26 protein-coding genes are annotated in these 26,686 nt (G+C 54.0%); 13 read left to right on the top strand and 13 right to left on the bottom strand.

What is annotated here, in order from left to right; genetic code table 11:
- The first annotated feature begins 8 nt into the window (after positions 1-8).
- From BVK86_RS25655 to BVK86_RS25630, 6 genes are all read left to right on the top strand, one after another.
- The gene (locus tag BVK86_RS25655) at positions 9-470 is read left to right on the top strand and encodes a GNAT family N-acetyltransferase (protein ID WP_034148104.1); all 462 of its coding nucleotides are present in this window, start codon (positions 9-11) and stop codon (positions 468-470) included.
- Positions 471-781: 311 nt separating this feature from the next.
- Positions 782-1,438 carry a DedA family protein gene (locus BVK86_RS25650; protein WP_075949043.1) on the top strand — a complete coding sequence of 219 codons (657 nt, stop codon included), beginning with the start codon at positions 782-784 and terminating at the stop codon, positions 1,436-1,438.
- 6 nt (positions 1,439-1,444) lie between these two features.
- Positions 1,445-2,257 (top strand): M90 family metallopeptidase, encoded by an 813-nt coding sequence (locus tag BVK86_RS25645; RefSeq protein ID WP_075949042.1) that lies wholly within the window; start codon positions 1,445-1,447, stop codon positions 2,255-2,257.
- 113 nt (positions 2,258-2,370) lie between these two features.
- The gene (gene ppa, locus BVK86_RS25640; protein WP_003205933.1) at positions 2,371-2,898 is read left to right on the top strand and encodes an inorganic diphosphatase; all 528 of its coding nucleotides are present in this window, start codon (positions 2,371-2,373) and stop codon (positions 2,896-2,898) included.
- A 222-nt stretch (positions 2,899-3,120) separates the two neighbouring features.
- Positions 3,121-3,873: a LexA family transcriptional regulator gene (locus BVK86_RS25635; protein ID WP_075949041.1), complete on the top strand. Its 753-nt coding sequence runs from the start codon at positions 3,121-3,123 to the stop codon at positions 3,871-3,873.
- A 392-nt stretch (positions 3,874-4,265) separates the two neighbouring features.
- Entirely contained in the window at positions 4,266-5,531 is a 1,266-nt protein-coding gene (locus BVK86_RS25630) for a tyrosine-type recombinase/integrase (protein ID WP_075949092.1), read from the top strand.
- 264 nt (positions 5,532-5,795) lie between these two features.
- Here the strand turns inward: BVK86_RS25630 and BVK86_RS25625 are convergent, their stop codons facing one another.
- The 11 genes from BVK86_RS25625 to BVK86_RS25575 form a co-directional block, all read right to left on the bottom strand.
- Positions 5,796-9,008 carry a DEAD/DEAH box helicase gene (locus tag BVK86_RS25625; protein ID WP_075949040.1) on the bottom strand — a complete coding sequence of 1,071 codons (3,213 nt, stop codon included), beginning with the start codon at positions 9,006-9,008 and terminating at the stop codon, positions 5,796-5,798.
- Positions 9,005-10,780, bottom strand: a complete 1,776-nt coding sequence (locus BVK86_RS25620) for a phospholipase D family protein (protein WP_075949039.1) — start codon at positions 10,778-10,780, stop codon at positions 9,005-9,007. Before BVK86_RS25620 ends, BVK86_RS25625 begins: the two co-directional genes overlap by 4 nt.
- Positions 10,774-11,973, bottom strand: coding sequence for a DUF6361 family protein (locus tag BVK86_RS25615; RefSeq protein ID WP_231977847.1), 1,200 nt, complete (start codon positions 11,971-11,973; stop codon positions 10,774-10,776). The genes BVK86_RS25620 and BVK86_RS25615 overlap by 7 nt, the downstream gene beginning before the upstream one ends.
- A gap of 191 nt (positions 11,974-12,164) precedes the next feature.
- Positions 12,165-12,488 (bottom strand): YkgJ family cysteine cluster protein, encoded by a 324-nt coding sequence (locus BVK86_RS25610; RefSeq protein ID WP_075949037.1) that lies wholly within the window; start codon positions 12,486-12,488, stop codon positions 12,165-12,167.
- A gap of 84 nt (positions 12,489-12,572) precedes the next feature.
- On the bottom strand, positions 12,573-13,601 hold the full coding sequence (locus tag BVK86_RS25605; RefSeq protein WP_017849559.1) for a hypothetical protein: 1,029 nt from the start codon (positions 13,599-13,601) through the stop codon (positions 12,573-12,575).
- Between the two features lie 10 nt (positions 13,602-13,611).
- Complete coding sequence (locus BVK86_RS25600; protein ID WP_075949036.1) at positions 13,612-14,187, bottom strand: hypothetical protein; 576 nt, start codon at positions 14,185-14,187, stop codon at positions 13,612-13,614.
- A 49-nt stretch (positions 14,188-14,236) separates the two neighbouring features.
- Positions 14,237-15,802, bottom strand: a complete 1,566-nt coding sequence (locus tag BVK86_RS25595) for a hypothetical protein (protein WP_075949035.1) — start codon at positions 15,800-15,802, stop codon at positions 14,237-14,239.
- Complete coding sequence (locus tag BVK86_RS25590) at positions 15,799-16,869, bottom strand: helix-turn-helix transcriptional regulator (RefSeq protein WP_075949034.1); 1,071 nt, start codon at positions 16,867-16,869, stop codon at positions 15,799-15,801. Before BVK86_RS25590 ends, BVK86_RS25595 begins: the two co-directional genes overlap by 4 nt.
- Before the next feature lie 122 nt (positions 16,870-16,991).
- Complete coding sequence (locus BVK86_RS29625) at positions 16,992-17,405, bottom strand: DEAD/DEAH box helicase (RefSeq protein WP_139315805.1); 414 nt, start codon at positions 17,403-17,405, stop codon at positions 16,992-16,994.
- Positions 17,406-17,416: 11 nt separating this feature from the next.
- Positions 17,417-18,469, bottom strand: a complete 1,053-nt coding sequence (locus BVK86_RS25580; RefSeq protein WP_075949032.1) for an ADP-ribosylglycohydrolase family protein — start codon at positions 18,467-18,469, stop codon at positions 17,417-17,419.
- An 11-nt stretch (positions 18,470-18,480) separates the two neighbouring features.
- Positions 18,481-18,735, bottom strand: coding sequence for a hypothetical protein (locus BVK86_RS25575; protein ID WP_075949031.1), 255 nt, complete (start codon positions 18,733-18,735; stop codon positions 18,481-18,483).
- 118 nt (positions 18,736-18,853) lie between these two features.
- Between BVK86_RS25575 and BVK86_RS25570 the strand changes: the two genes are divergently transcribed.
- A complete protein-coding gene (locus BVK86_RS25570; protein WP_075949030.1) occupies positions 18,854-19,726 on the top strand; it encodes a helix-turn-helix transcriptional regulator in 873 nt (290 codons plus the stop codon).
- Positions 19,727-19,792: 66 nt separating this feature from the next.
- Positions 19,793-20,512, top strand: coding sequence for a hypothetical protein (locus tag BVK86_RS25565; protein WP_075949029.1), 720 nt, complete (start codon positions 19,793-19,795; stop codon positions 20,510-20,512).
- An 89-nt stretch (positions 20,513-20,601) separates the two neighbouring features.
- On the opposite strand, the gene BVK86_RS25560 is transcribed toward BVK86_RS25565, so the two are convergent.
- Entirely contained in the window at positions 20,602-21,660 is a 1,059-nt protein-coding gene (locus BVK86_RS25560) for a YagK/YfjJ domain-containing protein (RefSeq protein WP_170287967.1), read from the bottom strand.
- Positions 21,661-22,055: 395 nt separating this feature from the next.
- On the bottom strand, positions 22,056-22,283 hold the full coding sequence (locus tag BVK86_RS25555; protein WP_075949027.1) for a helix-turn-helix transcriptional regulator: 228 nt from the start codon (positions 22,281-22,283) through the stop codon (positions 22,056-22,058).
- 608 nt (positions 22,284-22,891) lie between these two features.
- On the opposite strand from BVK86_RS25555, the gene BVK86_RS30240 reads away from it, so the two are divergent.
- The 5 genes from BVK86_RS30240 to BVK86_RS25535 all read left to right on the top strand — a co-directional run bounded on the left by BVK86_RS30240 (position 22,892) and on the right by BVK86_RS25535 (position 26,575).
- Positions 22,892-23,221 (top strand): hypothetical protein, encoded by a 330-nt coding sequence (locus BVK86_RS30240; RefSeq protein WP_075949026.1) that lies wholly within the window; start codon positions 22,892-22,894, stop codon positions 23,219-23,221.
- A gap of 93 nt (positions 23,222-23,314) precedes the next feature.
- Positions 23,315-24,283: a DUF932 domain-containing protein gene (locus tag BVK86_RS25545; RefSeq protein WP_075949025.1), complete on the top strand. Its 969-nt coding sequence runs from the start codon at positions 23,315-23,317 to the stop codon at positions 24,281-24,283.
- A 126-nt stretch (positions 24,284-24,409) separates the two neighbouring features.
- Positions 24,410-24,907 (top strand): JAB domain-containing protein, encoded by a 498-nt coding sequence (locus BVK86_RS25540; RefSeq protein ID WP_075949024.1) that lies wholly within the window; start codon positions 24,410-24,412, stop codon positions 24,905-24,907.
- 104 nt (positions 24,908-25,011) lie between these two features.
- Complete coding sequence (locus BVK86_RS29885) at positions 25,012-25,188, top strand: hypothetical protein (protein ID WP_167371520.1); 177 nt, start codon at positions 25,012-25,014, stop codon at positions 25,186-25,188.
- A gap of 514 nt (positions 25,189-25,702) precedes the next feature.
- On the top strand, positions 25,703-26,575 hold the full coding sequence (locus BVK86_RS25535; RefSeq protein ID WP_231977846.1) for a DEAD/DEAH box helicase: 873 nt from the start codon (positions 25,703-25,705) through the stop codon (positions 26,573-26,575).
- Positions 26,576-26,686: the final 111 nt, after the last annotated feature.

The raw sequence follows: 26,686 nt of genomic DNA, 5'->3' as shown, positions 1-26,686 counted from the left end.
GACCTACCATGCGGATTATTCAAGCGACCCTCGAACACCTGGACCTGCTGACCCCGTTGTTCGTCAAATATCGCGAGTTTTATGGCTCCCTGCCTTACCCGGACTCGTCCCGGGCGTTTCTCGAAAAACGCCTGCGTCGCAAGGAGTCGGTGATTTACCTGGCCCTGTCCGATGATGACAACAACAAACTGATGGGCTTCTGTCAGTTGTACCCAAGCTTCTCATCGCTTTCGCTAAAACGCGTGTGGATCCTCAACGACATCTACGTCGCCGAAGACGCACGCCGCCAGTTGGTTGCCGATAACCTGATTCGCACCGCGAAGAAAATGGCCAAGGAAACCAACGCCGTGCGCATGCGGGTGTCCACCAGCAGCAACAACGAAGTGGCACAGAAAACCTACGAATCCATCGGGTTCAAGGAAGACACCGAGTTCAAGAACTACGTGTTGCCAATCAGCGACGAGTTGTAAGTTGAAGATTCTGTAGGCGCGAGCCTGCTCGCGATGGACTCAAGGACTACGCGGGGTATCAAATTCCCCGCGTTATCGTTCATGACCAACGCGAGCAGGCTCGCTCCCGCAGGGTTGTACGTTATTAATTGTCACTCGGTAGCTCATCGCGCCCTCGACATGCCCCGCTACAATCTCGACGCGCTTTTCACCTCCCAACTCGTATAATGCCGACCTTTCCGGCTTGTAAGAAAAACTACACCCCTCCGTAGGCTTTCGCGAAGTCATCCGCACAGGCCCGCAGACCCGGACCGTTATCACAGGTGCTTTCCATGGATTTCAACCCGCTCGACCTTATCCTGCATCTCGATGTTTACCTCGATTTGCTGGTAACCAATTACGGGCCATGGATCTACGCCATTCTGTTTCTGGTGATCTTCTGTGAAACCGGCCTGGTGGTGATGCCATTCCTGCCGGGCGACTCGCTGCTGTTCATCGCCGGCGCAGTCGCCGCAGGCGGCGGCATGGACCCGGTGCTGCTGGGTGGCCTGCTGATGCTGGCGGCGATACTGGGCGACAGCACCAACTACGTGATCGGACGAACGGCCGGCGAACGCCTGTTCAGCAATCCGAACTCGAAGATCTTCCGCCGCGACTATCTGCAGCAAACTCACGACTTTTATGAAAAGCACGGCGGCAAAACCGTGACCCTGGCGCGCTTCCTGCCCATCATTCGCACCTTTGCACCGTTCGTCGCCGGCGTTGCACGGATGCCTTACCCGCGGTTCTTCGGGTTCAGCGTACTTGGCACGATCCTTTGGGTTGGTGGCCTGGTCACCCTCGGTTACTTCTTCGGCAACGTTCCGTTCATCAAGTCGAACCTGTCGTTGCTGGTCGTCGGCATCATCCTGCTGTCGCTCGTGCCGATGATCATCGGGGTCGTGCGCAGTCGCTTCGGCAACGCAGCGTCCAAAGCTCACCTGCGCTGACGTTAGATGTGGTCCCTGAGCGCCTGGCGTCGCCGGCGCATCCTGGCCAGACACCCGATTGCCGACGACATGTGGCAGCGGGTGCGCCATCATCTGACCTTTCTCGACGGTATCACCCCGGCCCAGGACCAATGGCTGCGAGAGGCCAGCGTGCTGTTCCTCGAAGACAAGCACCTGACCGCCCTGCCCGGCGTCGAATTGCACCAGGAGGAACGCCTGCTGCTCGCCGCCCAGGCGCAACTGCCTTTGATGAACCTGGGTGACCTGAACTGGTACCAGGGTTTTCACGAAATCGTCCTCTACCCCGACGACTTCCTCAGCCCCCAGCGTCATCGTGACGCCAGTGGCGTCGAACACGAATGGGACGGCGAGCACAGCGGCGAAGCCTGGCAGCAAGGGCCGATCATCCTCGCCTGGCCGGGCGTGATGGCCAGCGGCGGCTGGGAAGGCTACAACCTGGTCATCCACGAGCTGGCGCACAAACTCGACATGCTCAACGGCGATGCCAACGGCTTGCCACCGCTGCACGCCGACATGCGGATCAGCGAGTGGGCCAACGTCATGCAGGACGCCTACGACGACCTCGACCGGCAACTGGAGCGCAATCCGGACGCCGAGACCGCAATCGATCCGTATGCCGCCGAAAACCCTGCCGAGTTCTTCGCCGTCACCAGCGAATACTTCTTCAGCGCTCCGGATTTGCTGCATGAGGCTTACCCGCAGGTGTATGAGCAGTTGCAGCTTTTCTATCGTCAGGACCCGCTCGGGAGACTGAAGCAACTTCAGGCGCATGATCCGGTCTATCAGGCACACGACTAAGGTCTACACGACCTCTGGTACATGGCGTCGGCGTAGGAATATGCCTATAATCGCCGCCACTTTTTGGTCAATCCGGCCAAGTGTTTCTGGTCAACTAACGGGGGCAACGCCCAATGAGCTACAGCAAGATTCCGGCTGGCAAAGACCTGCCGAACGACATCTACGTCGCGATCGAGATTCCGGCCAACCACGCGCCGATCAAATACGAAATCGACAAAGACAGCGATTGCCTGTTCGTTGACCGTTTCATGGCCACCCCAATGTTCTACCCGGCCAACTACGGTTACATCCCGAACACCCTGGCTGACGACGGTGACCCCCTCGACGTGCTGGTCGTGACCCCTTACCCGGTTGCGCCAGGCTCGGTGATCCGCGCTCGTCCAGTTGGCATCCTGAACATGACCGACGACGGCGGCGGCGATGCCAAAGTCATCGCGGTTCCACACGACAAGCTGTCCCAGTTGTACGTCGATGTGAAGGAATACACCGACCTGCCGCCGCTGCTGATCCAGCAGATCGAGCACTTCTTCGCGAACTACAAAGATCTCGAAAAAGGCAAGTGGGTGAAGATCGAAGGCTGGGCCGGTGCAGACGCCGCCCGCGAAGCGATCACCAAGTCGGTTGCTGCCTACAAAGGCTGAGCACTGCTGCGAGCTTCAGGCTTCAAGAAAAACCCCGGTTGATCCGGGGTTTTTTGTGGGCGCTCATAAAGCCTGACTAAACCGACCGTTTAGGCTAGGTTGGCTTCGGTTTTTCTTGTTTAATTTTCCCCGGGAGCGTCTTACATCCGGTCGTAAAATTCTGGCGAAATTTGAACGCCTCGTTGAACCAAAGCCTTACGCGACGCCGGTAGACTCGCGTTTATGAAAAAGAACAAAACCTGCGGTCCACGATTCAAAATGCTCCTCGAAGAGGCGAATATCACGACGACGGCATTTGCCGAATTCCTGAATATTCCCAAGCCACAAAATGTCCACAACTGGTATACCCGCGGAGTGCCCCACTACCGCATGGAAGAAGTCGCAAAAAAACTGTCCGTCAACGTCAAGTGGCTAAAAATCGGCGAAGGGCCCAAAGACGCAATGGAACTGCGTTTGCTCGACGATTCCGGCAACACCTTCGACGCTCAGGCAATGCGCGGCGCCTACAGAGTCATCGAGCCGAATGACGTGGAACTGCCCTTCTATAAAGAAGTGGCGATAACACCCGGCGAGCTCAAAACCCACGTTATCAGAGATCCCGAGCAATCCATACGCATGCTGCGCAGCGATCTCGACTCCCTGGAAATCAACCACGCGGATGCCATTTGCACCCGCATGATCGGCAACAGCATGGCCGAAAAAATCGAAGACGGCTCATTGCTCGCCATTGATCGCGGACTCACGCAAATTGTCGATGGCGAGATCTACGCCATCGAGCACGACGGCATGCTACGAATCAAATACCTGCACCGAGTCCCTGGCAACGCGTTGCGCATGCGCAGCCACAACAGCGCCGAGCACCCGGACGAAATCTTCAGAGCCGCGCAAATCGACGAACAGAACATCAGAGTCCTGGGTTGGGTGTTCTGGTGGTCGACACTGAACAAGCGCAGGCCGGAAGTGCCATTCCTCTAGCGCCCGTACACCAGACTGGGAATTCCCCAAAAAAATCAGTATGCTGCGCCCCACATTTGCGCATCGACCCGCCCCGCGGCCCAGATCGCACCGACAAGGCAGATGATTTTCTCGCCAAGTCCCGCAGCCGGACGCAAGATCCGGGTGTACGTTTTGAAGGCTGGCGCGGTTTACCAAAAATGATCCAAGCCAGTCCCCGAGAAGCCGGCCACAAGCCGGCTTTTTAATTGTCCAAAATAATCCTATCCCGCCCGAGAATCTTCCTGATAGCTTAGCTATTCCGGGGGTTTCAGGCATTCCCCTGTCCGATGGTGTTCAACGCCATTTGACCTCATCCGACGATGAAGTGGGGGGACAGGTGGGGGGACAAAAGGGACGAAAGGGGAAATCCAATGGGTAAGCTGAATCCGAAACAAGTCGAAAACCTAACCGAACCCGGCACCTATGAAGATGGTGATGGGCTTCGCTTGGTTGTCAAACCTACCGGGCGTAAATCCTGGCTGCTTCGCTTTCAACTAGCGGGGCGTCGTAGGGAGATGGGCCTGGGCTCATTCCCTGAAGTGAGTTTAAAGAAAGCGAGGCTTGAAGCCAGCGCCAAACGCAGTCAATTAAGCGATGGTGTAGATCCTCTAGCCGCTCGCGACATCGAGCGCGCCGCTCAACGCGAAGCCCAACGAACCAGCGAGGCAAAACAGCTGAAGTTCGAGACGCTCGCGAAAGAATACTGCGAGGCCCACGGAGGCACCTGGTCAGAGAAGTGGCGTAAGGGCTGGCTACGGAAGCTGGAGCTGTATGCGCTTCCCCATATTGGCAAACTGTCTGCCGAGGAAGTAGGCACGCCCCAAGTGCTCAAGGTGCTGCAACCCATCTGGACCACCAAGACCAGAACGGCCGACGAGGTACGAGGGCAGATTGAGCAGGTTCTGGACGCCGCCAAGGCACGGAATTTACGAGAAGGCGAAAACCCTGCTCGCTGGCGTGGGCACCTAGACAATCTGTTGAGTCGCGCTGAAAAGAAGAAGGCACGGAAACGCGAGCACTTTGAAGCGCTGCGATGGCAGGACGTGCCAGCACTAATGAACAAACTCAGAGCAAGCAACACACCAGCGTCACTGGCTGCTCAATTGCTCATTCTCACCAGTGCACGAGCCCATATGGTGAGGTTTGCACGGTGGGATGAGTTTGATTTGGAAGCTGCTACGTGGTCGCTGCCAGATGAGCGCATGAAGATGCGAGTAGCATTCGTAATCCCACTTGCCGATAAAGTCGTAACGCTGGTGCAGAGCATTCCTCGAAATGAGGGAAGTCCTTATCTATTCCCAGGCCAGGGCAAGAGCGGGGTAATGCACGCAAATGCCATACGCACGCTCCTTCATGGAATGGGATACGAACACATCACGCGACATGGCTTTCGATCCTCATTTCGAGACTGGGCCGGTGAATGTACTCACTACCCACGCGAGGTTTGCGAAATGGCCCTAGCCCATGATGAGCGGGATCAGACTGAAGGGGCCTACTCTCGCTCCGACTTTCTCGATAAGCGACGTGCACTTATGTCAGATTGGGCCGACTTCTTCAGCAAACCAATTGTCGATCTCGAAAAAGCCGCTAATCCGGCTTCGGGAAGAAAGCAGCAGCTACTGCGAGCCAATGCCTGAGACTGACACAACCCATCTTTCTCTGTTGATCCTTTGAAAACATACGGGTGCTATGACGACAAACTCAATCAGAGGCCGCCCTTCTATGGCAAATATAAGGCTATCTGAATACTCCCCATATCAGGCCAAGTCTCACACTTGGCCTAATTCTTACAAGTACTGCTCGACCACATTTTTTGTCCCCCTCCGGCACTGTGACAGACAGTCCTGGCGCCCCATCCTTATTTGCCGGTAACACATCCAGTGACTGAAAACCTCGAATGATCACACTGCATAAATCGGCTCTTGGGAGTACGACGCTTGCTGGTACTCACCGGATTGCCCCCCGCCTCCGTACAATACTGGTGCCAGCTGAATCATCAGACGCTGTTTGAGTTCATCAAGCTCCCCTTCGCTGAGATTCAAACCATTCAAATACGCCACCAACTCACTCTGGCCAGGCTGCCCGAACGCCAGTCGATACAACGACAGTATTTTCAACATCTGCGGATATCGCTGATGTTCATGGCTGAGGGCAAGCATTGGCACCAAGCGGCGAATCTTGGCGTCGCCGGTTGGGTAGTGCCAATAAGGTACGAGATCAGTGCTCCGATCTTGCCCTGCAGCCGTTTCAAACAAAGCGTGCCATCCTTGAGGCGCCTCAGGGTGGTCAGCAAGTGCTTGGGCTACACGCCTACGCACGACCAGCGATTGATAGCGGTTCACGCGACCTTCCCGCTGTTCCAGGTCGATTGGATTACCGGGCAGGTTCCAGTGCACGATGTCACTGCAATACCAATGAAAGTCCAGACCTTCTTGGCCGATGGACGTGGAGGTGAGCACAAATGGACGGAACGGCGAGTTGAAACTCTCTCGGATGCTGACCACACGTTCCTGTCCCTTACTATCGCTGATGCTCTGTGTGCCGAGTTGCACAGCGTAATGACAGCGCAGATGCGTGTGATCGGTCTTGTCACCCGCCTTCCAGACTTTGACGCTCGAAGCGCGGGTATGCAAAACGTTGCTGACCGCCTCGACGACTTTCTCAGCGTTGCCTTCAGGCGCGAGCATATAAAAGTACTCTTCGAGTACGGCCTGCAATCCGCCCTCTGCGCAATAGCGAACCATGCTCCACCAGTGCTGGCGATCAGGCATACGGCGGATGGCGGCGCTGCCATTCAAGGTGTTGAACAATGTCATGAACGAGTGGGCAACCTGGGTTGCTTGCTGTTGGTGCCCGTCGCTCTCCCTACCGGATACCAGCAGCGCTCGATAAGCGCATACTGCGGGCGAGCCAACGGATAGCCACGCCAAATATTCCGGCAGATCATCGGGCATGACGCCAAGCAGATTCGTATTGTTCAGTCGTTTTTGAATTTCTTCGGCACGCTCTGGCGCAATTTCTTCACTCGCCAACCAAGCCTCACACCAACCCGAAAAATGGCACTGGTCCAATAACATGGGCGCGAGTAGATACCAGTGGTTTTGATTCCGCGTGCCCGCATGGCCCGCCCCTAGCGGCGCAAGCAGCGATTTGAAGTGCGTGATGCGCGAGGCAATCAGAGACTCAAGTGAAGCCCCGCCTACATCCAAAGGTAGTTTCGCCAGCATTTTACTAGGGTAGAGCAGTGACCAGATAGCGAGATCACAGGACTCCAGGCGGAACAGTCTATGGGTCTCCTGGTGCTGGCTGGTCCGGGTATAGTCATCGCCACGCCCTCTGGTTGGAAAATACTCTAGCTTCGCCGCCCGCTTGCCTAATGCGCGGCGCTCCGCCTCATAGCTGAGCAGCCCACTCATCATGCGCGGGACCATCGCCCAAGCGGAGAAGACCAGGGTCTTGGTGAAGTTCTCATGCCCGGAATAAAAGCCTGCCAAAGGGTAATGCGGGCGGGTGGGTGGGACCCACAAAAGCATCTCGGGCCCATTTTTTCGGGTGCTGGTGAACAGATGTTTCGTCAATGCTCGAAAGCTCGGGTTTGGTGCCTCAAGCGCAACGTTCAGTTGATAGCTGGCAACCCGCTCCCGAGGTAGCCATAACGTCTTGCTACGCCTTACCTGCCGATAAACATCCCGATTTTCAGCTTGGTAACAGCGTTGTAATACCTCCTGTAGCTTGTAGCCAGTACTGAACGATAGTGGCCATGCAGCGGATTTGAAGAAGTCCATCATCTGCCCGGACACCCGAATCTGAGCCTTCTGCTCGAGTTGTTTACTGAGCTGATCAAGCTCAATGTAGGCACGTACATCATCGGGACTGACCTCGGCAGTGCAGTCAATCTCGAAGTCCGCTGTCAACCCGTCACCTTTACCGGCGATCTGGCTACGTTCGGTACGACAGATCAATGGGCGCAACAGCTCTTCCAAGGCATGGCGTGGTTCAGATGAAAGCTGGTCGACCTTGATACCGGGTTGCCTCAGACGCATCAATTCCGACTGCAACGACTTTCGCGCCGGTTCATAGGTGGTTAGTGGTGTCAGATTGAGAAACCGAAGTATCTGCTGAAGCTTGATCAGGTGACCGTCATCGTTTTCATCGTCGTTGATTGTACTCATTGCCTTGAACGGCGTTGCGGACAGAAGCAGGATCTTGTCGCGACGACGATTGCGAAAAACCTGCTGGGCGATCAGTGAATGCTCGTTCTCATCGCTCTGGTCCAGGAGGCTATCGAAGCGTTGAAACTCATCGAGAATAAAGAGATCAGCCTTCAACTGCGCGGCACAGCAGTGAGCAAACACTAGCCGTATCTCACGCAATATACCGCGCTCTTCAGACCTATCACGGTCTACCCCAAATTGGGCAATGTGCTGTAACACCTCCAGCATCGAGCGTTCGCACGGGACTTTCGTGCTGCGTAGCTTGCGGTGGAAATCAGCCACCACCTGAACATCTAGAGTGCGAGCCTTGATGGCTTTCAGATCTGACACCCAGCCATTCACATCTTGTACTCGCTCGCGAAACAGATCCGAGAGTTGGTCTTGCAAAGGACCTATTTCAGGATCTTTCAACAACGCAGCAAAAATGATCAGACGTTCTCTTCGGTTACCCGCGCCATAGGTCATCGAAAATGAAGTGCTGGGAGTTAACGTACAGAACTCAAGCAGGGCATCATCCGTGGCGCTCGCCTCCGGTAACAGGGCTACTTCAGCGAGTCGTGAGTAAGCCGGCTCTCGGACGAATCTGGCCTGGCTGTTCTTTTTGAAAACAGCAAGTTTGGTACGGTTTTCACTAGCCAGCGCCAGATTTGAACAGATGTAGGTGACCCTGAATGGCCGTGATTCGTGCCACTCCATTAACAGCGAGGCGACCACGCCTTTGGCGACGATGGTTTTTCCCAGACCTACCTCGTCGGCTACCAAAATTCGCTGGCTGTGTTCTGGATTCTTAAACAACCCGATGATGCGATCGACGGTTGCCCGCTGGAAATCCTTTAGGCTCGACAGTGTGGCGGCAAGCTGGTGGTGAGCAGAGCCCGGCAGATAGCTTGTTGAGCTCATGATCGTTCCTTAACCATGAAGGGTTTGAAGTGCTTCCATAATGTCGAGAAGTCGGCCGGTATCCGGTCCTCGATTTCTCGCAGATGCTCCAGTACTGCCTCAATGCGGTTTAACCTCTCTGGCTCTCGGGCCGCGCAACGAAGCAGTGACTCGTAGACCCGCCCACTCATGAACGCTTCGAGTCCATCGGCTGGAGTATTTATCGTGCCGCCCTGATCGTTGGTAGGCCATTCGCCTTTCTCTCGACTCGGCTGTAACAGCATATGCAGATAGGCCATGAGTTTTTGAGGGCTATCGATAAGGCCGGCCACAATCTGGCGCTCCCGACCATCACCGCCGACGATATCCAGCTCAGCCTTAACGACTCGTTCGACGCTTTCCCCATTCGCAGTTAACCGAAGCACCAGGAATGCCGTCAAATCAGTCAGCCCAAGACCTTCCCAACTAATTTGTGCAGCCAGTGGTTGGCGCTTAGACCCAGCCAACAACTGCACCTCAACACCGATCGGAAGTACGAGCAGATCGGCACTGCACTCCATGGCGCAGGTATAAGTGCCCATTTCATCTGGATGCGCCGAAAGCCTCCATTTCGCGCTGATGAGCGTCTGCAGCACTTCACGGGAGACAAGCTCGTCATCAGCCGGTTCGCGCACAGCCGAAAGATCAAAGGAATAGGGTAGGAATATCCTGGTGGGATTATCCGCAGTACCGACCCACTGGGTTTTCAACTGCTCAGCGCAATATTCTGGAGAGGAACTGGACAGACGCAGCATGAATTCGGTGTTCCGCGCAGAACCTGGACTAGTTCCCCCCAACGCGGCTTTGGTGGCGTTCGCGGAACCAACATGCCAGTGACTCGTCGCGCCGTTCTGAACGAGTATCAACTTGGCGTGAAGATTCTGCGGCTTACGGTGTTCCAGTTCGTCTTCCCCTTCGACTACACGGGCGTTGAGGGCAAAACATTCCCAGCCTTCCAACAGAGCGGCACCGAGACGTTCGAGCTCTTCGGCACGACTGAAAAGCCAATGCCGCGCGCCTCTAGCCCGTAGCATCGTCAACGCTTCGGCATGCAGGAACGGCGACATCACCAACACTGTGTCGGTCCCTGAACCAAAGTCCAGGGGCATCCGGGAGTGCACTCCAGCCAAGGTTTTCAAGCCATGGAATCCAACCGGCCGCTGCCATTCCACCTTCGGCAGTTCTTTTTTGAAGCATTTGAACGCTTGGACGAAGTCCTTGGCCTGGGGCGCCAGATCACCGAGGAGATCGAGCAATCCCTGACTTTCGCTCTCCGATTTCACTGTATTGGTCAGCCTGCCTTCGAGCGCTATTGCAAGATCCCAACTGCGATCGAAAGTTAGGTTTCGGGAGAGCACAAGAAGACGGTAATGAACGTCCCGAGAGTCGTTCGTAAAGCGCAGCAGCCATATCTTGGGGTGAAAAGAACTGTAGGTCTGGGTCGGAACCATTGGCACCAGGCAGGGTTCAAGCAAAGTGAACAGCTTGTGAAACTGACGCGGCACCTTTATGCAGCCCTGCTGGAAAAACACCTTCAGCCGCCCCTTCAGGGTGCCGATCGCTTCCAGCAATGCCAGCTCCTTTTCACGCCAATCACCCTCAAGGGTGGCGTCGAACGATAACGCCATAGGCAGGCACAACAACGTATCCAGTTCGAGTGAATAACTGGTGGCCAACGCATACGTCAGCTCAAACCCAGGAGGGGAGCGCAGCTTGTCGCCGTAATCTAAGCGATCGGTACGAGGATTTAGCATGCTAGGCCCTCGCGGATGTCGCTAAGTATTGTCCGCACTTGGGACCAGCGATAATCCAGCCTTTTCATGCCTATCCAGCCGAACTCTCTGGGTAAGGGTTTGTTCAGGATTGAGCGCTCCCGCTTGTTGCGAACTGCCTGTTGGCGTACGAGCTCATCTAGGCTTGAAAGCGTTGCGCCTTTAGCCACCGCCCCGCTCCAATCGTTGAGAAACTGCAGCGTATAGACATTCGGTCTTGCCCCTGTCTCGCGCACCCATTGTGCGACGCTTTCAGGCCCCACATGGGGTGACTGGCTCCAGACCTCCCATTCTTGCCCGTAGGCAGTAATTAGATCATCACGGCCGCCTTTGACCGCAACCAAGTGGTTGAACCGGATATGAGCGCCGCAAATCAACTCGCTGAAGCTATGGGCCATTTCAACAGCATCGCGGGTTTTAACCGGCAGATCCGTCTTGTTTCGAATGCCCTCCGCCAGCGCGGGGAAACTTCGGTAGCCCAACATCTCGTTGCAAAGGTCATGATGTTCAAACTGAGTGGGCAAGCTATGGAAAGGCCCTGCTCTTAATTTTTCGCTTAGGAAGGCAGCTTCAGAATTCGTCAAATGAATGCCAACATTCTCGAACCAGTCGTGCGCGTAACGATCAAGTTTGATGCGACTACCCCATGAGCCTGCGTCCTGGTCATCCACCTCATCGAGGAGGGTGCTGCCAAGCGGGTCCTCATCAGAGCGCAGCGATCGAAGAAACTGATTGCGCGAAGCAGTCGTCGCGACTATTCCCCAGATTCGCAATGCAACCCAATACACCGAGGACGGGTGTCGCGTCACACCCTCCCCTTCACCCATCGACGAACCAATAATCCCGGTCACCCCTTCACCCACATGGCGTTTGGTGAGTGAAGCGGCGAGTTTATTTTCACGCTCCACGAGATATTGCTCCGGAGACTGGCGGCGACGCACTACAACTGGAAGCGCCAGATAGTCCCTAAGCATCCTGGGAATTGTGATCAGATATTTGGCACGGGTTTGAATGGTGGAGAAACCCGGAAAAAGCAGGTCAGCGAAACCGTCTCGGAGGCTGCCAATGCCCAACTCGTCCAGAGTGCCAGGTTCGGCGAGCTGTTTGAGAGCATGTTTAACCCGTTCCCGGTCATCAGCGGAGAAGTCCACCCAGCCCATTTCGCTTTTTTGCACGTAATACCCTTTCTCTGGAAAGTGGAGTAGCGACTAGCCAATGACTCAGAGCCTGAGTTCTGGTCGATCACAGCTAGCTTTTTGGGGCAACTGCCTGATGAGTTTTTCTGGGCATGGTAAAGCAATACTCCGCTTCAGCTGGACGCGAGAACAAGAGGAGCTTGGATACAGTTCAGATCTGAGTTATGTCATCAATGGATGGGCAATGTTTTGATCGTTTGAAGGACTACCGGCTCCTCTTGCGCCTGCAAATACATGCAGACCTGCAGATTCAGAGTGACATACTCGTCCCAGGTGTAATGCTGGGCATAACGCACGGCGTACTGCCTATCCACCCGACAGATGTCCGGGCGCTCCGTGTAAATAGTGCAGCCCTTGCTAGTTGCATCGTAATGCCTGCAAGTGCCGTCGCCACGATCCAGAAATTGGGTTTCCGCAGCCACATGCACGTGCTTGCAGCACAACCCGCATTGGGTGCATGGGAAGGTGGAGGGTGGCGTGATATGGCTGTGCATATAAAAGTATTACCGCGATGAAGTAGTGCCATAAGCAACCGGAGCAGTTGGGGAGTTGCCCGCGCATACACGCGGGCAATGTTTTTATGCAGAGGGTGTGTCCAGGCTCGCTTTCTGCCCGCTCGCCACGGCTGCGACATCCTTGATGCGCTTTTCCGTTGCCAGTACCAGATTTCCGTCTTGATCCAGGATCGCAGTGTCGATCATGGCCTTGAGTAACTGAGCAAACTTGACCGAGCGGAAAACGACCTCCTTGCTTTCATCCGAGAAGGTCCGGTAATCCACACCATTGTTCTCGATGACTTTCTTCAGCTCGCTCACGGCCCGGCGCAGTTGCGAACTAATCTTGGAGAACGTGGTGTTCGCCAGGGAGGTCACGCTCTCAATGGTTTGCAGTTTGCCGGCCATTAAATTGGCTTGATCGCTTATGGTGCGGGCCTGCTCAAGGTTACTGCGGGCATTGTTCAGGGCTTCTTCACCCTTGTTACCCAGCACGTGGCCAAAGATGGCCAGCGCCGGCCCGGCGACAATACCACCCAGTACCATCATGCCGCCGGCCATGCCGTAACCACCGGCTGCCAACGAACCGCCGCCCAACCAGGCCAGTGTGGCGTTGGTGGCTGCCACGCCGCCGAGCGAGGAAATGGCCGTGCCCGTGCTGGCCGTGGCCAACAGCATGGTGCCGTTGTAGGCACCAAAGGCCAGCGCTGCACCACCACCCATGCCAGCACCCAGGCCGAGGCCTGCATCCTTGAGTGCCTGATAGTCTTGACGCAGACCAGCAAGGGTCTTATTGGAAAAGTCACCAGCGTTCAGTTTGTCCAACTCTGGACTCTGACTGAGCTCGATGTTTTTCAGGCGCTCGAAGGTTTCAATAAACTCGGCGATTACACCATTGAACGCGCGCAGCTTGCGCTGGCCATAGTCTTCCAGTGTGGCGTTAGCGGCCTTGCGCTGCGCTTCCACCTTGTGGTTGGCAGCATCCACCATGGAGCGTGCATCGTTATTTAAGTCTTTGGCGTTGCTATGGTCGATCGCACCGCTGACGCCTTTGGCCGCACCGTAAATACCAGCAGCCGCTGCGACAGCACCAATGATCAGGGGAATAGGCATGGTCGTTTCCTTACTCAAGAATAATCGAAATGGTTTTGCTGACTTCCTGATTCAGCGTTTCTGCACGCTCCAAGAGATCATCGAAAATGAAGTCTTCCAATTGATGGTGAAGCTGAAACTCTTTGAGGAGTGCCCATTCAACGCTGGTGATAGTGCCGTCACGGAGGGCGACCAATAGCAACTCGAATAGGATGACCTTGGGCGCGGTCGGCAGCTCAAATTTCTTGCCTTTGAGTATCTCTTTCAGAACGGTCGTGGCAGCTTGTACGCGGGTTTCAGGCTTTTCCGCTTTGGGAATGGGATACTTTTTGAGGGCTTCGATGAGTCGTGTCCCTACGTCAACGGGCCTCATCATCCTAGGTAAGCTAACGGTGGAGGAGGGAGGGGAGATAGACTTTTCAAGTTCGGCGATCAGCTCGCGCTCTTGTGCGCCTTCCTGAATGGAAAGCGCACTGAGATCGGTACTGGAAGTGAATTCATCTGATGTCTTTCCGTCCCATAGCAGCGGTTTGTCGGCAAGGGCCAGCAGTTTCGAAAGTTCAAGCAGATGTTTTTTGTCCGAATCGGACAGAAGTTTGATCAGCATTGTAGGGGCGTCCTTTTTTCAGGTGAATTGTCAGGGCAAGCAACGTTGGTCACAGCGACAGCGGGCTGTCGGAGCCCATAAAGTCGTCGAATTCTTCAATTGATTGGAATTGCAGCTGTTTTCCCAGCAAAGTGGCGTATTGATTAATAGCGGCTGCCAAGGCATCAACGCTGCCGCTGCCGGCGACATTCACAATGGCAAACAAGTGTTGAGTTTCTTGCTGCAATTGGGGGATTTCGCGGCGCGTGAAGTCATTCAGTTGCGCTTGTTCTTCAGCAATTTGGTCGCGGGCGGCGGCCTCAATAGCACGAATGCGTGCCAATTGCTGACGGGAAAGCTCGACGCCACGGGCGGCGTCCAATGCGCTTTGGTAGAAGAGCGAAGAGAGGGTGTAGCCGATCATGCCGCCAATGGCAGCACCGACAAAGGGCACGGGAATGGCCAATTGTCCGAGTGCAGCCATCATGCTGCTGGAAAGCATGCCTGCGCCTTTCTCACCCACTTCGCTTAGTAATTGTGCCTCGCTGATCTCGCCGGTGACGTAGCGTTTCACCGAACTGCCCAGTGACAGGCAGATGTTGATCGCCAGCGCTGGAGCGTTGGTGCCGGCGAGCGTACGCAAGGTTTGGTTGCTTGATTGTTGCATGCCACCTTTGAGCGCGGAGCCAGCAAAAGCCGTGGTGTATCCAAGGGCACCGGCTTTAACTGTGTCGAGGGCTAAATCCTGGGCAGCTTCACCCAATTGCTTTTTGTCTTGGGCGACGTTGAACGCATTGGTCAACAGCGAAATAACACCACCGATCACCGCGCCATACTTCGCGCCCTCTATACCGGCCCGATGGCTGGTACGGGCGATATCTTTCACCGTCTCGCGCAGCGGCTTTTCAGCGTAGTCGATGGCCTGCTTGGTAGTGAAGCCAAGGTCAACGATGTCTTCTTCGGCAAGCTTGTCGAATCTGTCGGCACGGTCGCGGAATTGTTCGGCGAGTTCCGGTTTTCCCTTCTGCTCCGCCAGCAGTGCGTGTTTTCTCAAGCCTTCTGCACGCTTGTGACAGTAAGTCTTGGCGTCTTCGACCTGTTCGCTGGGTAGCTCCAGCTTTTTGCCGAAGTATTTACTGTACTTGTGATCCTCATGACTAACCTGGTTGGCAACCTTGTTTCCGCTAGCCTCCAACTTGGTCTGGGCTTCGTAAATAATCTTGCCGTTTTCATCCACGCGGACCCGATCCACCGCTTCGCGGTACTTGGAATCGGTATCAATGCCGTAATGCTTCAAATCATCGCTGCGAATCGTGCGCTCAGAAGATTTGTTGATGATGGCTTCGGCGTTGTCACGACTGGTACCGGCAACTTCGCCAGCCCAGCCCGCTCGTTGTTTGACGCCGGTTTTTTCCTGGCTGATGCCTTTCAGGCCCTTGCTCAGTACTTTCCCGGCTTCATTGTCGACGCCTCTATAGGCTTTGACGAACTCGGCATTGGCACTGCCATAGCGGCTGACGGTTTCACTCGTGGAAAGTGCCGTTGCGGTGTGCCCGATATCCCGCTTGATTTCGTCTCTGCTGTCGTCTTGCACGCTCGCAGTTGAAGCAGGCGTAAAAGTGTCGTGGGACTTCATGGGGCCTCCTGGCAGGCGTGTGCATCGATAATGGTGGCGGAGTGGTGTTGCATAGGTTGCGTATACAGCCCACTCATTTTTGTCAGCTTCTCTTTGATTACATCTACCCAACGTTTGGGCTCATGCAGGTGAACGCTCTCCCCCAGCCCGAACACCCACCAAAGCGTTTCCTGATCGTCCGGCACTCGCGCGCGCAGGCGTTGCCAGTCGCTGCCTGGCAACGGCTTCAGGCTTTGCTCGGGGCTAAGCGGGGTTTCGTTCAGCAGCCAGGCGATATGCGGGGATACGTCGGCGATCAGTTCGTTGTGTTTGATCGGGCCGGAGCTGTTGAAGCCGCCGCTCTGGATGTAATGATCGATCTCGAAGTCGGGTTGTTCGCGGGTCGGCGCATCGAGGCACGCAGCCTGCTGGATGCGGTGCAGGGCGAATTGGCGAACGTCTGTGTAGCCTTCGACAGTACCTATCAGGTAGCTGACGGAGTGGCGCGAGATCATGCCAGCGGGGTGTATGCGTAGGGTCTTGTGCTCGCCTTTGCTGCGGCTGAGATAAACGATCTCCAGTTGTCGCATTTCCAGTAGCGAAGTCGCCACCTGGGACCAGATGGCCGAGTCCACTTCGGCGGGCTGGAGCGCCTTACCGTTGGGCAAAGTGCGTACACGTTTGGCCCAGTGCGCCAGGTTATTATGTTCTAGCCCTTGGAGTTGCCGGTGCGCCAGGTCGAAATGGTGCGCCAGCAGGCTCAGCACACTGGGCGGCAGCAGCTTGCTCAGGTGACTTTCGGCGAGTACGAATGCCAGTGCGGTGGGGGTGTCCAGTGCCGGAAAGTCGAATTGTGGAGTGTCCTTGGGAAAGCTCCAGAGATACGGGCGATGGCTTTCGTCACAGAGCAGTGGAAAGTCTAGAGCGAGGCGGCCGATGAGGTCCCGCTGCAAGGTCCGACGGTCAATGTCGAAATTCTCGGCCTTAAGTCTTTGCAGCAGTTCTGTGGTGGAAATGCTCTTGGGCGCGCGCGGGATGAGGCGGAGCAAGGCTAGGTGCCTGAACAACCTGTCTTTGGGATCTGACATGAGGGACTGTGCTCGAATCGACCTTGACCTAATGGTTCGCGGGCATCACATACCCGGCGAACATTCCATTTAATGGCTTTTTAACACTATCTAGCTCTGTTCGCCATTAGCGTATAGCAGCCTCATATCTGCTCGGGGCTGCTCGAAGGACTGTTACGAAACCTTTCGCGGTCCAATTCTTTCTTCAGCTCATCGATCGCCTGGCTTTTTTTCATCACCACTGCACCGATCACCAAACCGATGGCAAAGCAGACCAACTCCTTCATGGGGAACTCCTCGCAGGTTGACTGGGATACTGGGGAACATGCTCCACCAGCCATGCGACATTCTGCGTCGCTTGCTGGATGGCGCTGTACCTGACCCACAACGACTATGTGGTGCACATCTTGACGTGCCCATTGCTTACGCAGTGCTGCTGGGCAGATACAATAGCCAGCGACGGCTCTCAGCAGGCAGAGCACCTGGACAACTTCAATCGTTTTACTCAGTCCGACTTCGTCAGCCAGCATCACGTCTTTACTTAATGGGTTTTGCATTACCTTCCCTCTCAGTGATGGGGATAGGCTTGCTCGATCTGCGAATCAAAATCCCCGCCGTACCCGCTGAAATCTCGAGGTACGCTTTCGATATCCTTGGCGACTTGTTCAATAACGTCGCGTAATTCCAGCTTTTCATACCAGCGCGCTGGGATCGCGACTGGGCCATATTGAATACCGAGCAGATGCCCGGCGATCAGCCCGGTACAGCCACTGTCCCCACTGTGGTTCACTGCGTTGATCACACCTTGTTCGAAGGAGTCGGCGCTGAGGGCACACCACAACCCAATGGCCAAAGCTTCTTCCGCCACCCGCCCCGCTCCGAAGTCGGCTATGCGTTGCGGCGTCGGGCGATAGTCTTCGTAGAAAAAGAACAACACACGTTCGAGCATGCTGCGGGTCTCTTCAATTCCCACTTTCTGCCCATGTTTTGCTAGGCTTTCAGTCACCACATGCTCCAGGCTGCCTTGACGATCAACCATGCGCTGGAGAATGTCAGCGAACAGTCCAGCGGCCATGTACCCCGTAGGATGCCCGTGAGTTAGGCGGGCGGATTCGGCGGCATATTCAAAAGCGTTGCCGAAGAAGGCGCAGGGCGCGATGCGTATGACTGCGCCGCAACCTTTGCTGTCATTGTCTGCCAGCATGCCGAGTCGGGTGCTGGCTTTGAGGGCGCTCAGGCAAGTAGTGCCGGGGGCACGACGGGACCAAAGGGCGAGCTCGTCGATTAGCCAGCCGTCTCTACTCACAGGTATTGCAGACTGGCAGTCTTGGGTCATCAGCCAGCGCAGCAGAGCATGATGAATAACGCTGGGCACGTGGCAGGTATACCCCAGGCTACCTCGCACAAAAGCACGCAGCAGGCCTTCAGCGGTGAACAGCATCATCTGTGTGTGGTCGGTAATCGCGCCGGTGAGACCATAAGCCAGCGTAAAATCGATGATACCAGCGGGGCCGAATTTCGCTTCGATGGCAGGCCATTCAAGGAATTCCACTGGGGCACCCAATGCATCGCCAACGGCACCACCCAGCAAGCAACCTTTGATTCTGTCGAGTCTGTTCATGTCATTCCACCTCAAACCGCCGGTACCAGTGCCTGTAAAATCACCACCTTCCCCTTGAGCTGTTCGACATGCTCTTTCTCCGCTCGCAAGGCCGAACGCAGCTCTTTATTCTCCAGTTCCCAGATGCTCGCCAAGCGCGCAGTTTTTTGGCAGCCGAGCAACATCTGCCAGATTTCTCGTAACCTCAGGGCCTGCATTACCAGCACCAGCAGGATCACTACCAGCAATATCAATGCACCTATAGAAACTACGTCTAACACGTTCATGTCCGCTTCCTTGGTGAGTTCGAGAAATCTCGAAGACACCCACACGATATGTAGCGTTAAGCGACAGGTCTACAATGTAGACTTATACAGGTAAAGTATTCACGCACATGGAGGGGACATGAAACGCAAGCAATCCATTGAACAGGTCCGCTGGGATCTGGCACTTCGCTATCGTTTGATCGAAACCGTGGCCTGGTGGGAAGGCCGGCTTACCACGGGACACCTGATCCAGAGCTTCGGAATCAGCCGGCAACAGGCATCAAAAGACATCAACACCTACATCACCGAACACGCGCCTAAAAACCTTACATATGACAAAAAAATAAAAGGTTACGTGCCGAGCAAGGTGTTTAAACCGCTTTTCATCGACGACAGTGCCAGCGCCTATTTGCATCTCCTTAATCAGAACAATGAGCGCGCGCCCCATATTGAAGGCCTGGCGCTAGCGTATGCGCATACTAAGGTGCTGGAAGTACCGGACCGTTCAATTCGCCCCGAGATCTTGCGTCCGCTGCTGAAGGCGTGTCGTGACGGACTACGCTTGGAAATCGAGTACGTCTCGCTTAAGAACCCTGACACCGAAATCCGCCTTATCGCTCCGCATACGCTGATCTACACCGGTATGCGATGGCATGTGCGCGCGTACTGCGAAAAAAATCGGCAGTACCGTGACTTTGTACTCAGCCGGTTGCGTGGTGAGCCGGGGTTACTCGGCAAGTCTGACAACCTCAGCGCGATGGATGATGACTGGAATACTAAACTTCCTGTCGTCATCGCTCCGGATGAGCGATTGAACAAGGCGCAGCAGGCGATAATTGAGACCGACTTCGGCATGGTTGACGGCCAATTAATGGTGCCGAGTCGTAGGGCGTTGGTGAAATACATACTGCAGCGTTATCAAATCGATCCAAAAAACCTCAACCCAAATCCTGAGGCGCAGCAGATCGTGGTGACGAACCTTAAGGAGCTGAAACCTTGGCTCTACGAATGACTCGGGTATTTGCAGACTTTAGTATTTCCAGACAACCACCTGACAACCTTCATCAAGAGATAGAGAATGACAGAAGCTAAGCCACCGCTATTCTCTCCAACTCAATACACAACGATAAGCAATGAGCAAATTACCAATATTACTATTAGCTCATCTATTGGCAGAAATAAACTATTGCTCCGAGAGCATTTTTTTGAACCGCTTTTTGAGCGCAGCGAACACCTCAAGCTTCTAGAGGACATTCGTGCAGTCACAAGCAACGTCGCGCTACAAGCAGAGCTCGTGCAAAGCTGGGAAAATGAGATAAGTCAGCATAGCGGAGCATTCACTATGCTACTGCAAGACGTCAGGCATGCGAGCCTATACCTAGAACTGGCAACCGTTGCCGAGGAAGGACAAAACCATGAGCGAGCTTGGGCGTTCAACAATTATGCGACGATGATAGTCGGTGGTATTTTAGAAAAAATAAACACCCACCTCAACGAAATGGAGTCTGACAGAGTCTCCAAGCAAAATAGTAAAAATGCCATGGAAGGAAACAAATCTACGTTACTGGTCAAAGAGGAAGTTGCAAAATTGCTAGTGGCGATGAGGCCAGAAACAGGCTGGCCATCTAAGTCGGAAGTACTTGTTTCGCTTGAGCCGCCTTTGGCTGAATTTATCAAAAAAAACAAAATCCCTCGCATACGCGTATCAAATATTGAAAGTTGGCTAGGGGATTGGTTACGTGAGGATAAGCTCGTCGCTCGCGCTTGGGAGAAAAATAAAAATCACTCAATAAAATAATAAAAATTTAGATACGCCGCGAATACGGCTTTGACGGTGACCATAGGCCCTCAGTTCGATTGAGGGCCTTGACGGCGTCCCCCCCTAGGTCATGCGTTTTTTGAAAGAGGGGCAGCCCTAGGCCTACCACGGGGGTCTTTGGGGCTTGGGTACAACCCTTTTCCCATACCACGCCCTTCAGTCTGTAGCTTCATAAAAAGATCCGTCTTGGCAAGGTAGACTACCGCTTCGCGCAAACCTTCACGCAGGGTTTCATCATAGTAGTTGAGCATGCCGATACCACATTTTCTATATTTTCGCTTATCAGCATTACAGTTAAAATAAAGCCCGCGACCTTTCGTGATCACATCCATCCAATACTGGCCAATCCGCATGACTAGAGTCACATCCTCTCGAACTCTTGCCCCATCAAAAAAAAACATAACATGGTAGTGAAACCCCTTTTCTGGTCCATGCTCCAGTTTCCAGATATAGCCCACCATCGCGTCAAAAAGATTATTCGATCTTGCGTTTTGGAATAACCGCTCTCGGTCACGCTTAGCTTCAGCCTGCGTAACATTGGAGTTTTCTTTCGAATAGGACAGATCAACTCTCAGCACCAGCAGTCTGGAATAACGCTCAAACAACACCTCCACGTATTTCATTAGCTCTTTGTAATTTTTATTGCTCGACCGATGATAGCTGTTGAGCTTAGATTGAAACCGAGTAGACTTCACCTCTTGACGAAGGGCCTCCACAAAATCATTTAAATAATTCATACGCAAGACAGCAGTATCGACATATGCATCCAAGCTCGCCGCAGGTAAAACTTGATGAACACCACATTCCTTAAAGCGATTTACCACCATCCCGACATACGGCTCAAGCTTATACAAAGCATTGAACCGAGGATCATCAGGAATTGACATGTTGGCTATCTTTTTCAGTATCCTTCCCGGTTTGTTAACGCTCAAGCAAGCAATACCATCAGCTTTGGGAGTAATCCCAAATGCATCCCCCGTCGACTCAATAAGCTCCTGTACTAAAGCTGATGAATTATTCAAGAGGCAAATTAGCTTTAAGTCTAGGGATCCCATCTCCCCAACACCCTCTACCGCCACTGCCTCCTTACATGCTAACGCCATAAAGCGCTCTTCACCAATATCCACCATGGCACTCCACCCACTAATTAAAAATACATTAGAAACAACAGCGATCGACTTGACTGAATATCAAGTCGCTCTATCACTCCATCAGTAGGCATACGCCACCAACCACTAGGATATTGAACTATCAAGGTTTGCTACTCATCAATATCGGCTGAATACTAACAACTGACTATCAATGGCCACCCTCAATATTTAATCATCAATATAACTAACAACAACTAATAACATATAAACCAATATTATCAGGACGGACAAGCAGCATTCAAAGCACTGCCAGCAGTACACTTCGCCGCAAAAATACGTATTTAAAAGCTATACAGAGTTAGCGCTCGAATTCCGCACTAAACAGCAAGGTTTTTTTCAGCATGTTCACCACTTAAGCAGCCTTTCCATGATTAGTGCATATCCTTGGCAGTCATACGTTGCTCAATCCAAGTAGTGATTTCTGAATCAATCCAACCTATGGCCGCAGCCCCCAGCTTGATCGGTTTAGGAAACGTAGCGTCGTACCTCGGGGAGTGGACGTCCATGCGGTCATAGATCGTTGACCGCCCTAGACCTATACGCTCGGTTAATTGCTTGAGGCGCAAAATCTTCGGGTAGAAAATAGTCGGTGTGCTCATCACTGCATTCTCGTTGGATATCTAGCGGGGATGAAACCTTAAGCCTCTCTCACCCTTGCAAAAAGGCTACAGCGACAAGTATTTTTTTCCCGAGATTCCGGAGCATGCTCAGAAACGAGCGTGGCGAGCACGGTATCTACCCAGAAGAGCCGCTTGAGCTGCTGGCTGGCGACAAACCACCGGTATTGCCTTCCGCCCCTACCCCGAGAAAAGCGGAGTGAGCCCTGCTGGTTTTGTTAAAAGTCCACCGACTGTATCTGACTGGGCTCCAGAGTCGCACCCCATTTGGGGTAGCGTACTGATCAATCAGGAGGCGCTATTTGGAAGGTTAGTCAATGAACTTGCCATAGCACTCACGCGTAGTTTTTTACCTGCGATGCGATCCATTCCAAGCCGTTGATCAAGAACCTACAGTGGCTCGCAATTTGCCATTTCTGTGCCATAGGAACTAACTACGTAGCTGACAGGAACTAACTCCGCACGTTTTTGGCTGAAAAACGCTGGCCGCTCGGGGTATTACCAACTCCTCGCTTCCATTCAAACGCCACATTGAAACGCATTTCACACCTATATCACGACACTGAATATCCATCATGGAATCCAATACCATGTCATTTCAGTGCCCTTGCTGTAACTCTAGAAAAGTCGCCTCTCTCAGAACAGCCATGACGGTTGGCGCTATTGTTGGCTCCATCGGCGGTGCTGCACGAAGCGCGAACCCCGCATTCGCCGGCAGTCAAATGGGTGCCACTTTCGACGCTATTGCTGGTCCATCTGGCATCATTATCGGTACAGTTTTCAGCGCCATCCTCGGACGCCTAGTTGCCGGTGTGCGTGGCTGCGCTCTTGGCGCTCAACTCGGCGAAAATCTGGATCGCCATGTGCTGGCCAACAATCTCTGCTTGGTCTGCGGACATCGCTTCAACCTGCCTACTTAATCAGCAACCAACTCCTCTCCCTCACATTAATCCCGGTCCGTGCTGCGCTCTGCGCAGCGCTTATGCCGACCTGCATCCAAAGGAATCTTTCCCATGGCTCATCTAATTGAACAAATGGCTTACGTTGGCGCTACCCCTTGGCATGGCCTGGGCTCTGCGCTGTCACCGAAACAACCACTGGAAGTCTGGCAACGTGAAGCAGGCATGAATTGGCAGATTCAGGACAGCCCGGTTCATTTCAAGGCCGATGCCGCTGGCCATCTGGGCAGCACTCACTCGTTCCCGGAACAAAAAGTGCTGTACCGCTCCGACACCAAAGCACCGTTGTCAGTGGTCTCGCATCGGTATCAGGTCGTGCAGCCTCGTGACGTTCTGGAGTTCTATCGAGACCTGACGGAGTTCTCGGGTTACGAGTTGGAAACTGCTGGCGTGCTCAAAGGTGGTCGCAAGTTCTGGGCACTCGCCAAGACCGGTCAGGCAACAGCTCTGAAAGGCAATGATCAGGTAAACGGCTATCTGCTGCTTGCAACTTCCTGCGACGGCACACTGGCGACCACCGCCACTCCCACCACCGTTCGCGTGGTCTGCAATAACACTTTGAGCATTTCCCTGAACGGCACCACTCACGCCATCAAGGCTCCGCACAGCACACGTTTTGATCCGCGAACGGTCAAAAAGCAACTGGGCATCGCCGTCTCGCATTGGGACGAATTCATGTACCGGATGCGCACCCTCGCCGAACGAAAGGTTCAGACGAAAGAGGCCCTCGGTTTCTTTATGGACGTGCTGTGCGACACCAACGCCCATGCTCCCATTCCCCCTGTACTGCCCAACAAGCGAGCTTTGGAGAAGGTACAAAACCTGTACGAAGGTAAAGGCCGAGGATCTGATTTGGAGTCTGCCCGCGGAACAGCATGGGGCTTACTGAACGCAGTGACTGAATACGTGGACCATGAAAGACGTGCAACAAGCTCCGAGTATCGAATGGATTCGGCGTGGTTTGGGCAAGGCGCATTAATCAAGCAAAAGGCACTAGATGCAGCTTTACAACTCGTTGCTTGAACCACCGAGCTACAGCACTCGCGAGCGCTCTCGCCTATAGGGGCGTCCGGAATCATCTATTCCCCACACCCCCTCCAATAACTCCGCCCCTCCAGTATTTTTACGCGTTCGGATAGGAATACCAGCATGAAATATCCCAAGCTCAAAGTTGGCGAAACGCCCGACACCTATGTCATGGAGTCACCGGTCACTGAGGCCGACATCCTGCAGATGGCTCAACAACTCGCAATGTATCGTCTGTCTAAAGGACGGTCGTTGACTGAGCGCAGACTCGTCTTCAGTCACCTACAAACGCTAATGCAATTCCATGAATACGAAGTCTTCGCTTTGTTATTGCTGGATACCGAGCACCGGGTTATTGGCTTCAAGGAACTATTCAGGGGCGCATTGGAAGTTGCCTGCGTGTCACCTCGAGAGGTGGTCAAGATCGCCTTGGAGCACAACGCTTCGGCGGTGATCCTAGTGCATAACCGTCCTTCCGGTGATGCGAAGCCCGGTCAAGCAGATCGCGCATTGGCCGTAATCCTCAAAATTGCCCTCAACATGATTGGTACCCAAATATTGGATCATGTCGTCGTGGGTGATGAGGGCTGTGTATCGCTGGCAGAACAGAGACATCCGTAGAAGCGCTTTACCCTTGGCATGCACTAGGCAAGCCGCCCCAGCAAGGAGGGCGGCAGCTACGCCCCCTACATGAACCAATATCGCCTCAATTCAAAGAGACTCCCATGGCGCTGATACGTTTCCTGATCGTACTTCTCACCTTCATCGGTGTATTGGCAAGTGCTTCACTGGTAGTGCTGGCTGTGATTCTGATGCTGCGGTTTCCGCCAATATTGATCGCAGTAAGCATTGCCTTCGTAGTCTTTCACTGGGTGCTCAAGCGCCTCCCCACAATCGGATAAACAACATAAGGCAGACAGGAGGCTGAAGCGCCTCCTGTCTGCCAAGTGCTATTTTCTTTTTTATCCGGACTGCGGTGACATTTGACCCAGGATATCAAGCTCACGCAGGCACAGGCGCAATCACGCGCTCAAGCTTGAGTTTCCGTACCTGGTCGAAATCCCAGACCCCCACCACATACTGAATAAGCTCTAGGCTTACCCGTCATTCGTTGAACAAACCATGTACTCGGCAATAACCGCCAAGCGACGTTGTTGCAATCGCACTAAGCAGGGACAACCTCCATTGCTTGGGGATGCACAACCTGGCTGAGCTGAAAACCTTGTCGGATAGACGCTCAACATGGCAGCCTGCTGACACAGCTCGACACCATGCAATATCAGCCACCTAGAACGGGTAGCGAAAAAACCATCTCCTGTAACTCCCAAGCAACTGGCTATAGTCGTTTCAATAAAACTCTGCATACCAAGCCACTTTGAAGCAGAACAGGTTGATAGAAACCATCGAGAGCAATCAATGCCGACCATTGAATCAAAAGGTTCGCTCACCCCCCACCACGCCAAGTATTTCGCTTGGGAGTTAACACGTCGCCGTGCAGCCAGCGAGGAGGACCGGCTTTCCCAGTCGCTTTTCGATGCCAGTGTCGACCTCAACCCTCATCAGATTGATGCCGCCCTTTTTGCCCTGCAAAACCCACTGAGCAAAGGCGTGATGCTGGCTGATGAAGTCGGTCTGGGTAAAACAATTGAAGCCGCTCTGGTCTTAGGACAGCTCTGGGCCGAACGCCGTCGCCGCCTCTTGGTTATCTGCCCTGCGGCACTGCGCAAGCAATGGGCGCAGGAGCTTTCCGACAAATTCAATTTACCCGCTCAAGTGCTGGATGCCCGCACCTGGAAACAGCTTCGCCAAGACAGCATTTACGATCCGTTGGACCGCGACGTTATCAGCATCATGTCACTCCACTTCGCTGCCCGTATGGAGGAGCAGCTAGGCAATATTCCCTGGGATCTAGTCGTCATTGATGAAGCCCACAAGCTGCGTAATGCCCACAGAAAAAGCAACGAAACGGGGCAATCCCTCAAGCGCTCACTGGCCGGGCGACGCAAGCTCTTACTAACTGCCACACCGCTGCAGAACTCACTCATGGAGTTGTATGGTCTCAGCTCGCTGATTGACGAGGACATCTTCGGCGATGAGCGCAGCTTTCGTGCTCAGTACAACAACACTGATGGTGACTTGGCAGCTCTACGCCGTCGTTTGCAACACTTTATCAAGCGCACCCTGCGTAGGGATGTACTTGAGTACGTGCCCTATACCCAGCGCCATGCGCTGACCACCCCATTTACCCCGAGCGACGACGAGCAGAGGCTTTATGTAGTGGTCAACTAATCCCGGACACGACGTTAAGTTTTTTCTCGGCCTGAGCTGGGGCCAGTCCGTTGTTGAATTGGTGCGGTCTAATCCAGTTGTACCGATGCATCAGGTAATGACTGATGTCGC

The sequence above is a fragment of the Pseudomonas reinekei genome, assembly GCF_001945365.1.
Classification (GTDB): domain Bacteria; phylum Pseudomonadota; class Gammaproteobacteria; order Pseudomonadales; family Pseudomonadaceae; genus Aquipseudomonas; species Aquipseudomonas reinekei.
Note: the sequence above shows the minus strand (reverse complement) of the source record. Positions and strands in the feature narration are given on the sequence as shown.

Coding starts and splice junctions, on each gene's coding strand:
- BVK86_RS25605 (WP_017849559.1), bottom strand. CDS start 13,601: ATGCCTATTCCCCTGATCATTGGTGCTGTCGCAGCGGCTGCTGGTATT.
- BVK86_RS25645 (WP_075949042.1), top strand. CDS start 1,445: ATGTGGTCCCTGAGCGCCTGGCGTCGCCGGCGCATCCTGGCCAGACAC.
- BVK86_RS25565 (WP_075949029.1), top strand. CDS start 19,793: ATGACAGAAGCTAAGCCACCGCTATTCTCTCCAACTCAATACACAACG.
- BVK86_RS25625 (WP_075949040.1), bottom strand. CDS start 9,008: ATGAGCTCAACAAGCTATCTGCCGGGCTCTGCTCACCACCAGCTTGCC.
- BVK86_RS25600 (WP_075949036.1), bottom strand. CDS start 14,187: ATGCTGATCAAACTTCTGTCCGATTCGGACAAAAAACATCTGCTTGAA.
- BVK86_RS25650 (WP_075949043.1), top strand. CDS start 782: ATGGATTTCAACCCGCTCGACCTTATCCTGCATCTCGATGTTTACCTC.
- BVK86_RS25655 (WP_034148104.1), top strand. CDS start 9: ATGCGGATTATTCAAGCGACCCTCGAACACCTGGACCTGCTGACCCCG.
- BVK86_RS30240 (WP_075949026.1), top strand. CDS start 22,892: ATGTCATTTCAGTGCCCTTGCTGTAACTCTAGAAAAGTCGCCTCTCTC.
- BVK86_RS25620 (WP_075949039.1), bottom strand. CDS start 10,780: ATGCTAAATCCTCGTACCGATCGCTTAGATTACGGCGACAAGCTGCGC.
- BVK86_RS25635 (WP_075949041.1), top strand. CDS start 3,121: ATGAAAAAGAACAAAACCTGCGGTCCACGATTCAAAATGCTCCTCGAA.
- BVK86_RS25610 (WP_075949037.1), bottom strand. CDS start 12,488: ATGCACAGCCATATCACGCCACCCTCCACCTTCCCATGCACCCAATGC.
- BVK86_RS25545 (WP_075949025.1), top strand. CDS start 23,315: ATGGCTCATCTAATTGAACAAATGGCTTACGTTGGCGCTACCCCTTGG.
- BVK86_RS25580 (WP_075949032.1), bottom strand. CDS start 18,469: ATGAACAGACTCGACAGAATCAAAGGTTGCTTGCTGGGTGGTGCCGTT.
- BVK86_RS25555 (WP_075949027.1), bottom strand. CDS start 22,283: ATGAGCACACCGACTATTTTCTACCCGAAGATTTTGCGCCTCAAGCAA.
- BVK86_RS25540 (WP_075949024.1), top strand. CDS start 24,410: ATGAAATATCCCAAGCTCAAAGTTGGCGAAACGCCCGACACCTATGTC.
- BVK86_RS29625 (WP_139315805.1), bottom strand. CDS start 17,405: ATGCAAAACCCATTAAGTAAAGACGTGATGCTGGCTGACGAAGTCGGA.
- BVK86_RS25535 (WP_231977846.1), top strand. CDS start 25,703: ATGCCGACCATTGAATCAAAAGGTTCGCTCACCCCCCACCACGCCAAG.
- BVK86_RS25570 (WP_075949030.1), top strand. CDS start 18,854: ATGAAACGCAAGCAATCCATTGAACAGGTCCGCTGGGATCTGGCACTT.
- BVK86_RS29885 (WP_167371520.1), top strand. CDS start 25,012: ATGGCGCTGATACGTTTCCTGATCGTACTTCTCACCTTCATCGGTGTA.
- BVK86_RS25630 (WP_075949092.1), top strand. CDS start 4,266: ATGGGTAAGCTGAATCCGAAACAAGTCGAAAACCTAACCGAACCCGGC.
- BVK86_RS25595 (WP_075949035.1), bottom strand. CDS start 15,802: ATGAAGTCCCACGACACTTTTACGCCTGCTTCAACTGCGAGCGTGCAA.
- BVK86_RS25575 (WP_075949031.1), bottom strand. CDS start 18,735: ATGAACGTGTTAGACGTAGTTTCTATAGGTGCATTGATATTGCTGGTA.
- ppa (WP_003205933.1), top strand. CDS start 2,371: ATGAGCTACAGCAAGATTCCGGCTGGCAAAGACCTGCCGAACGACATC.
- BVK86_RS25590 (WP_075949034.1), bottom strand. CDS start 16,869: ATGTCAGATCCCAAAGACAGGTTGTTCAGGCACCTAGCCTTGCTCCGC.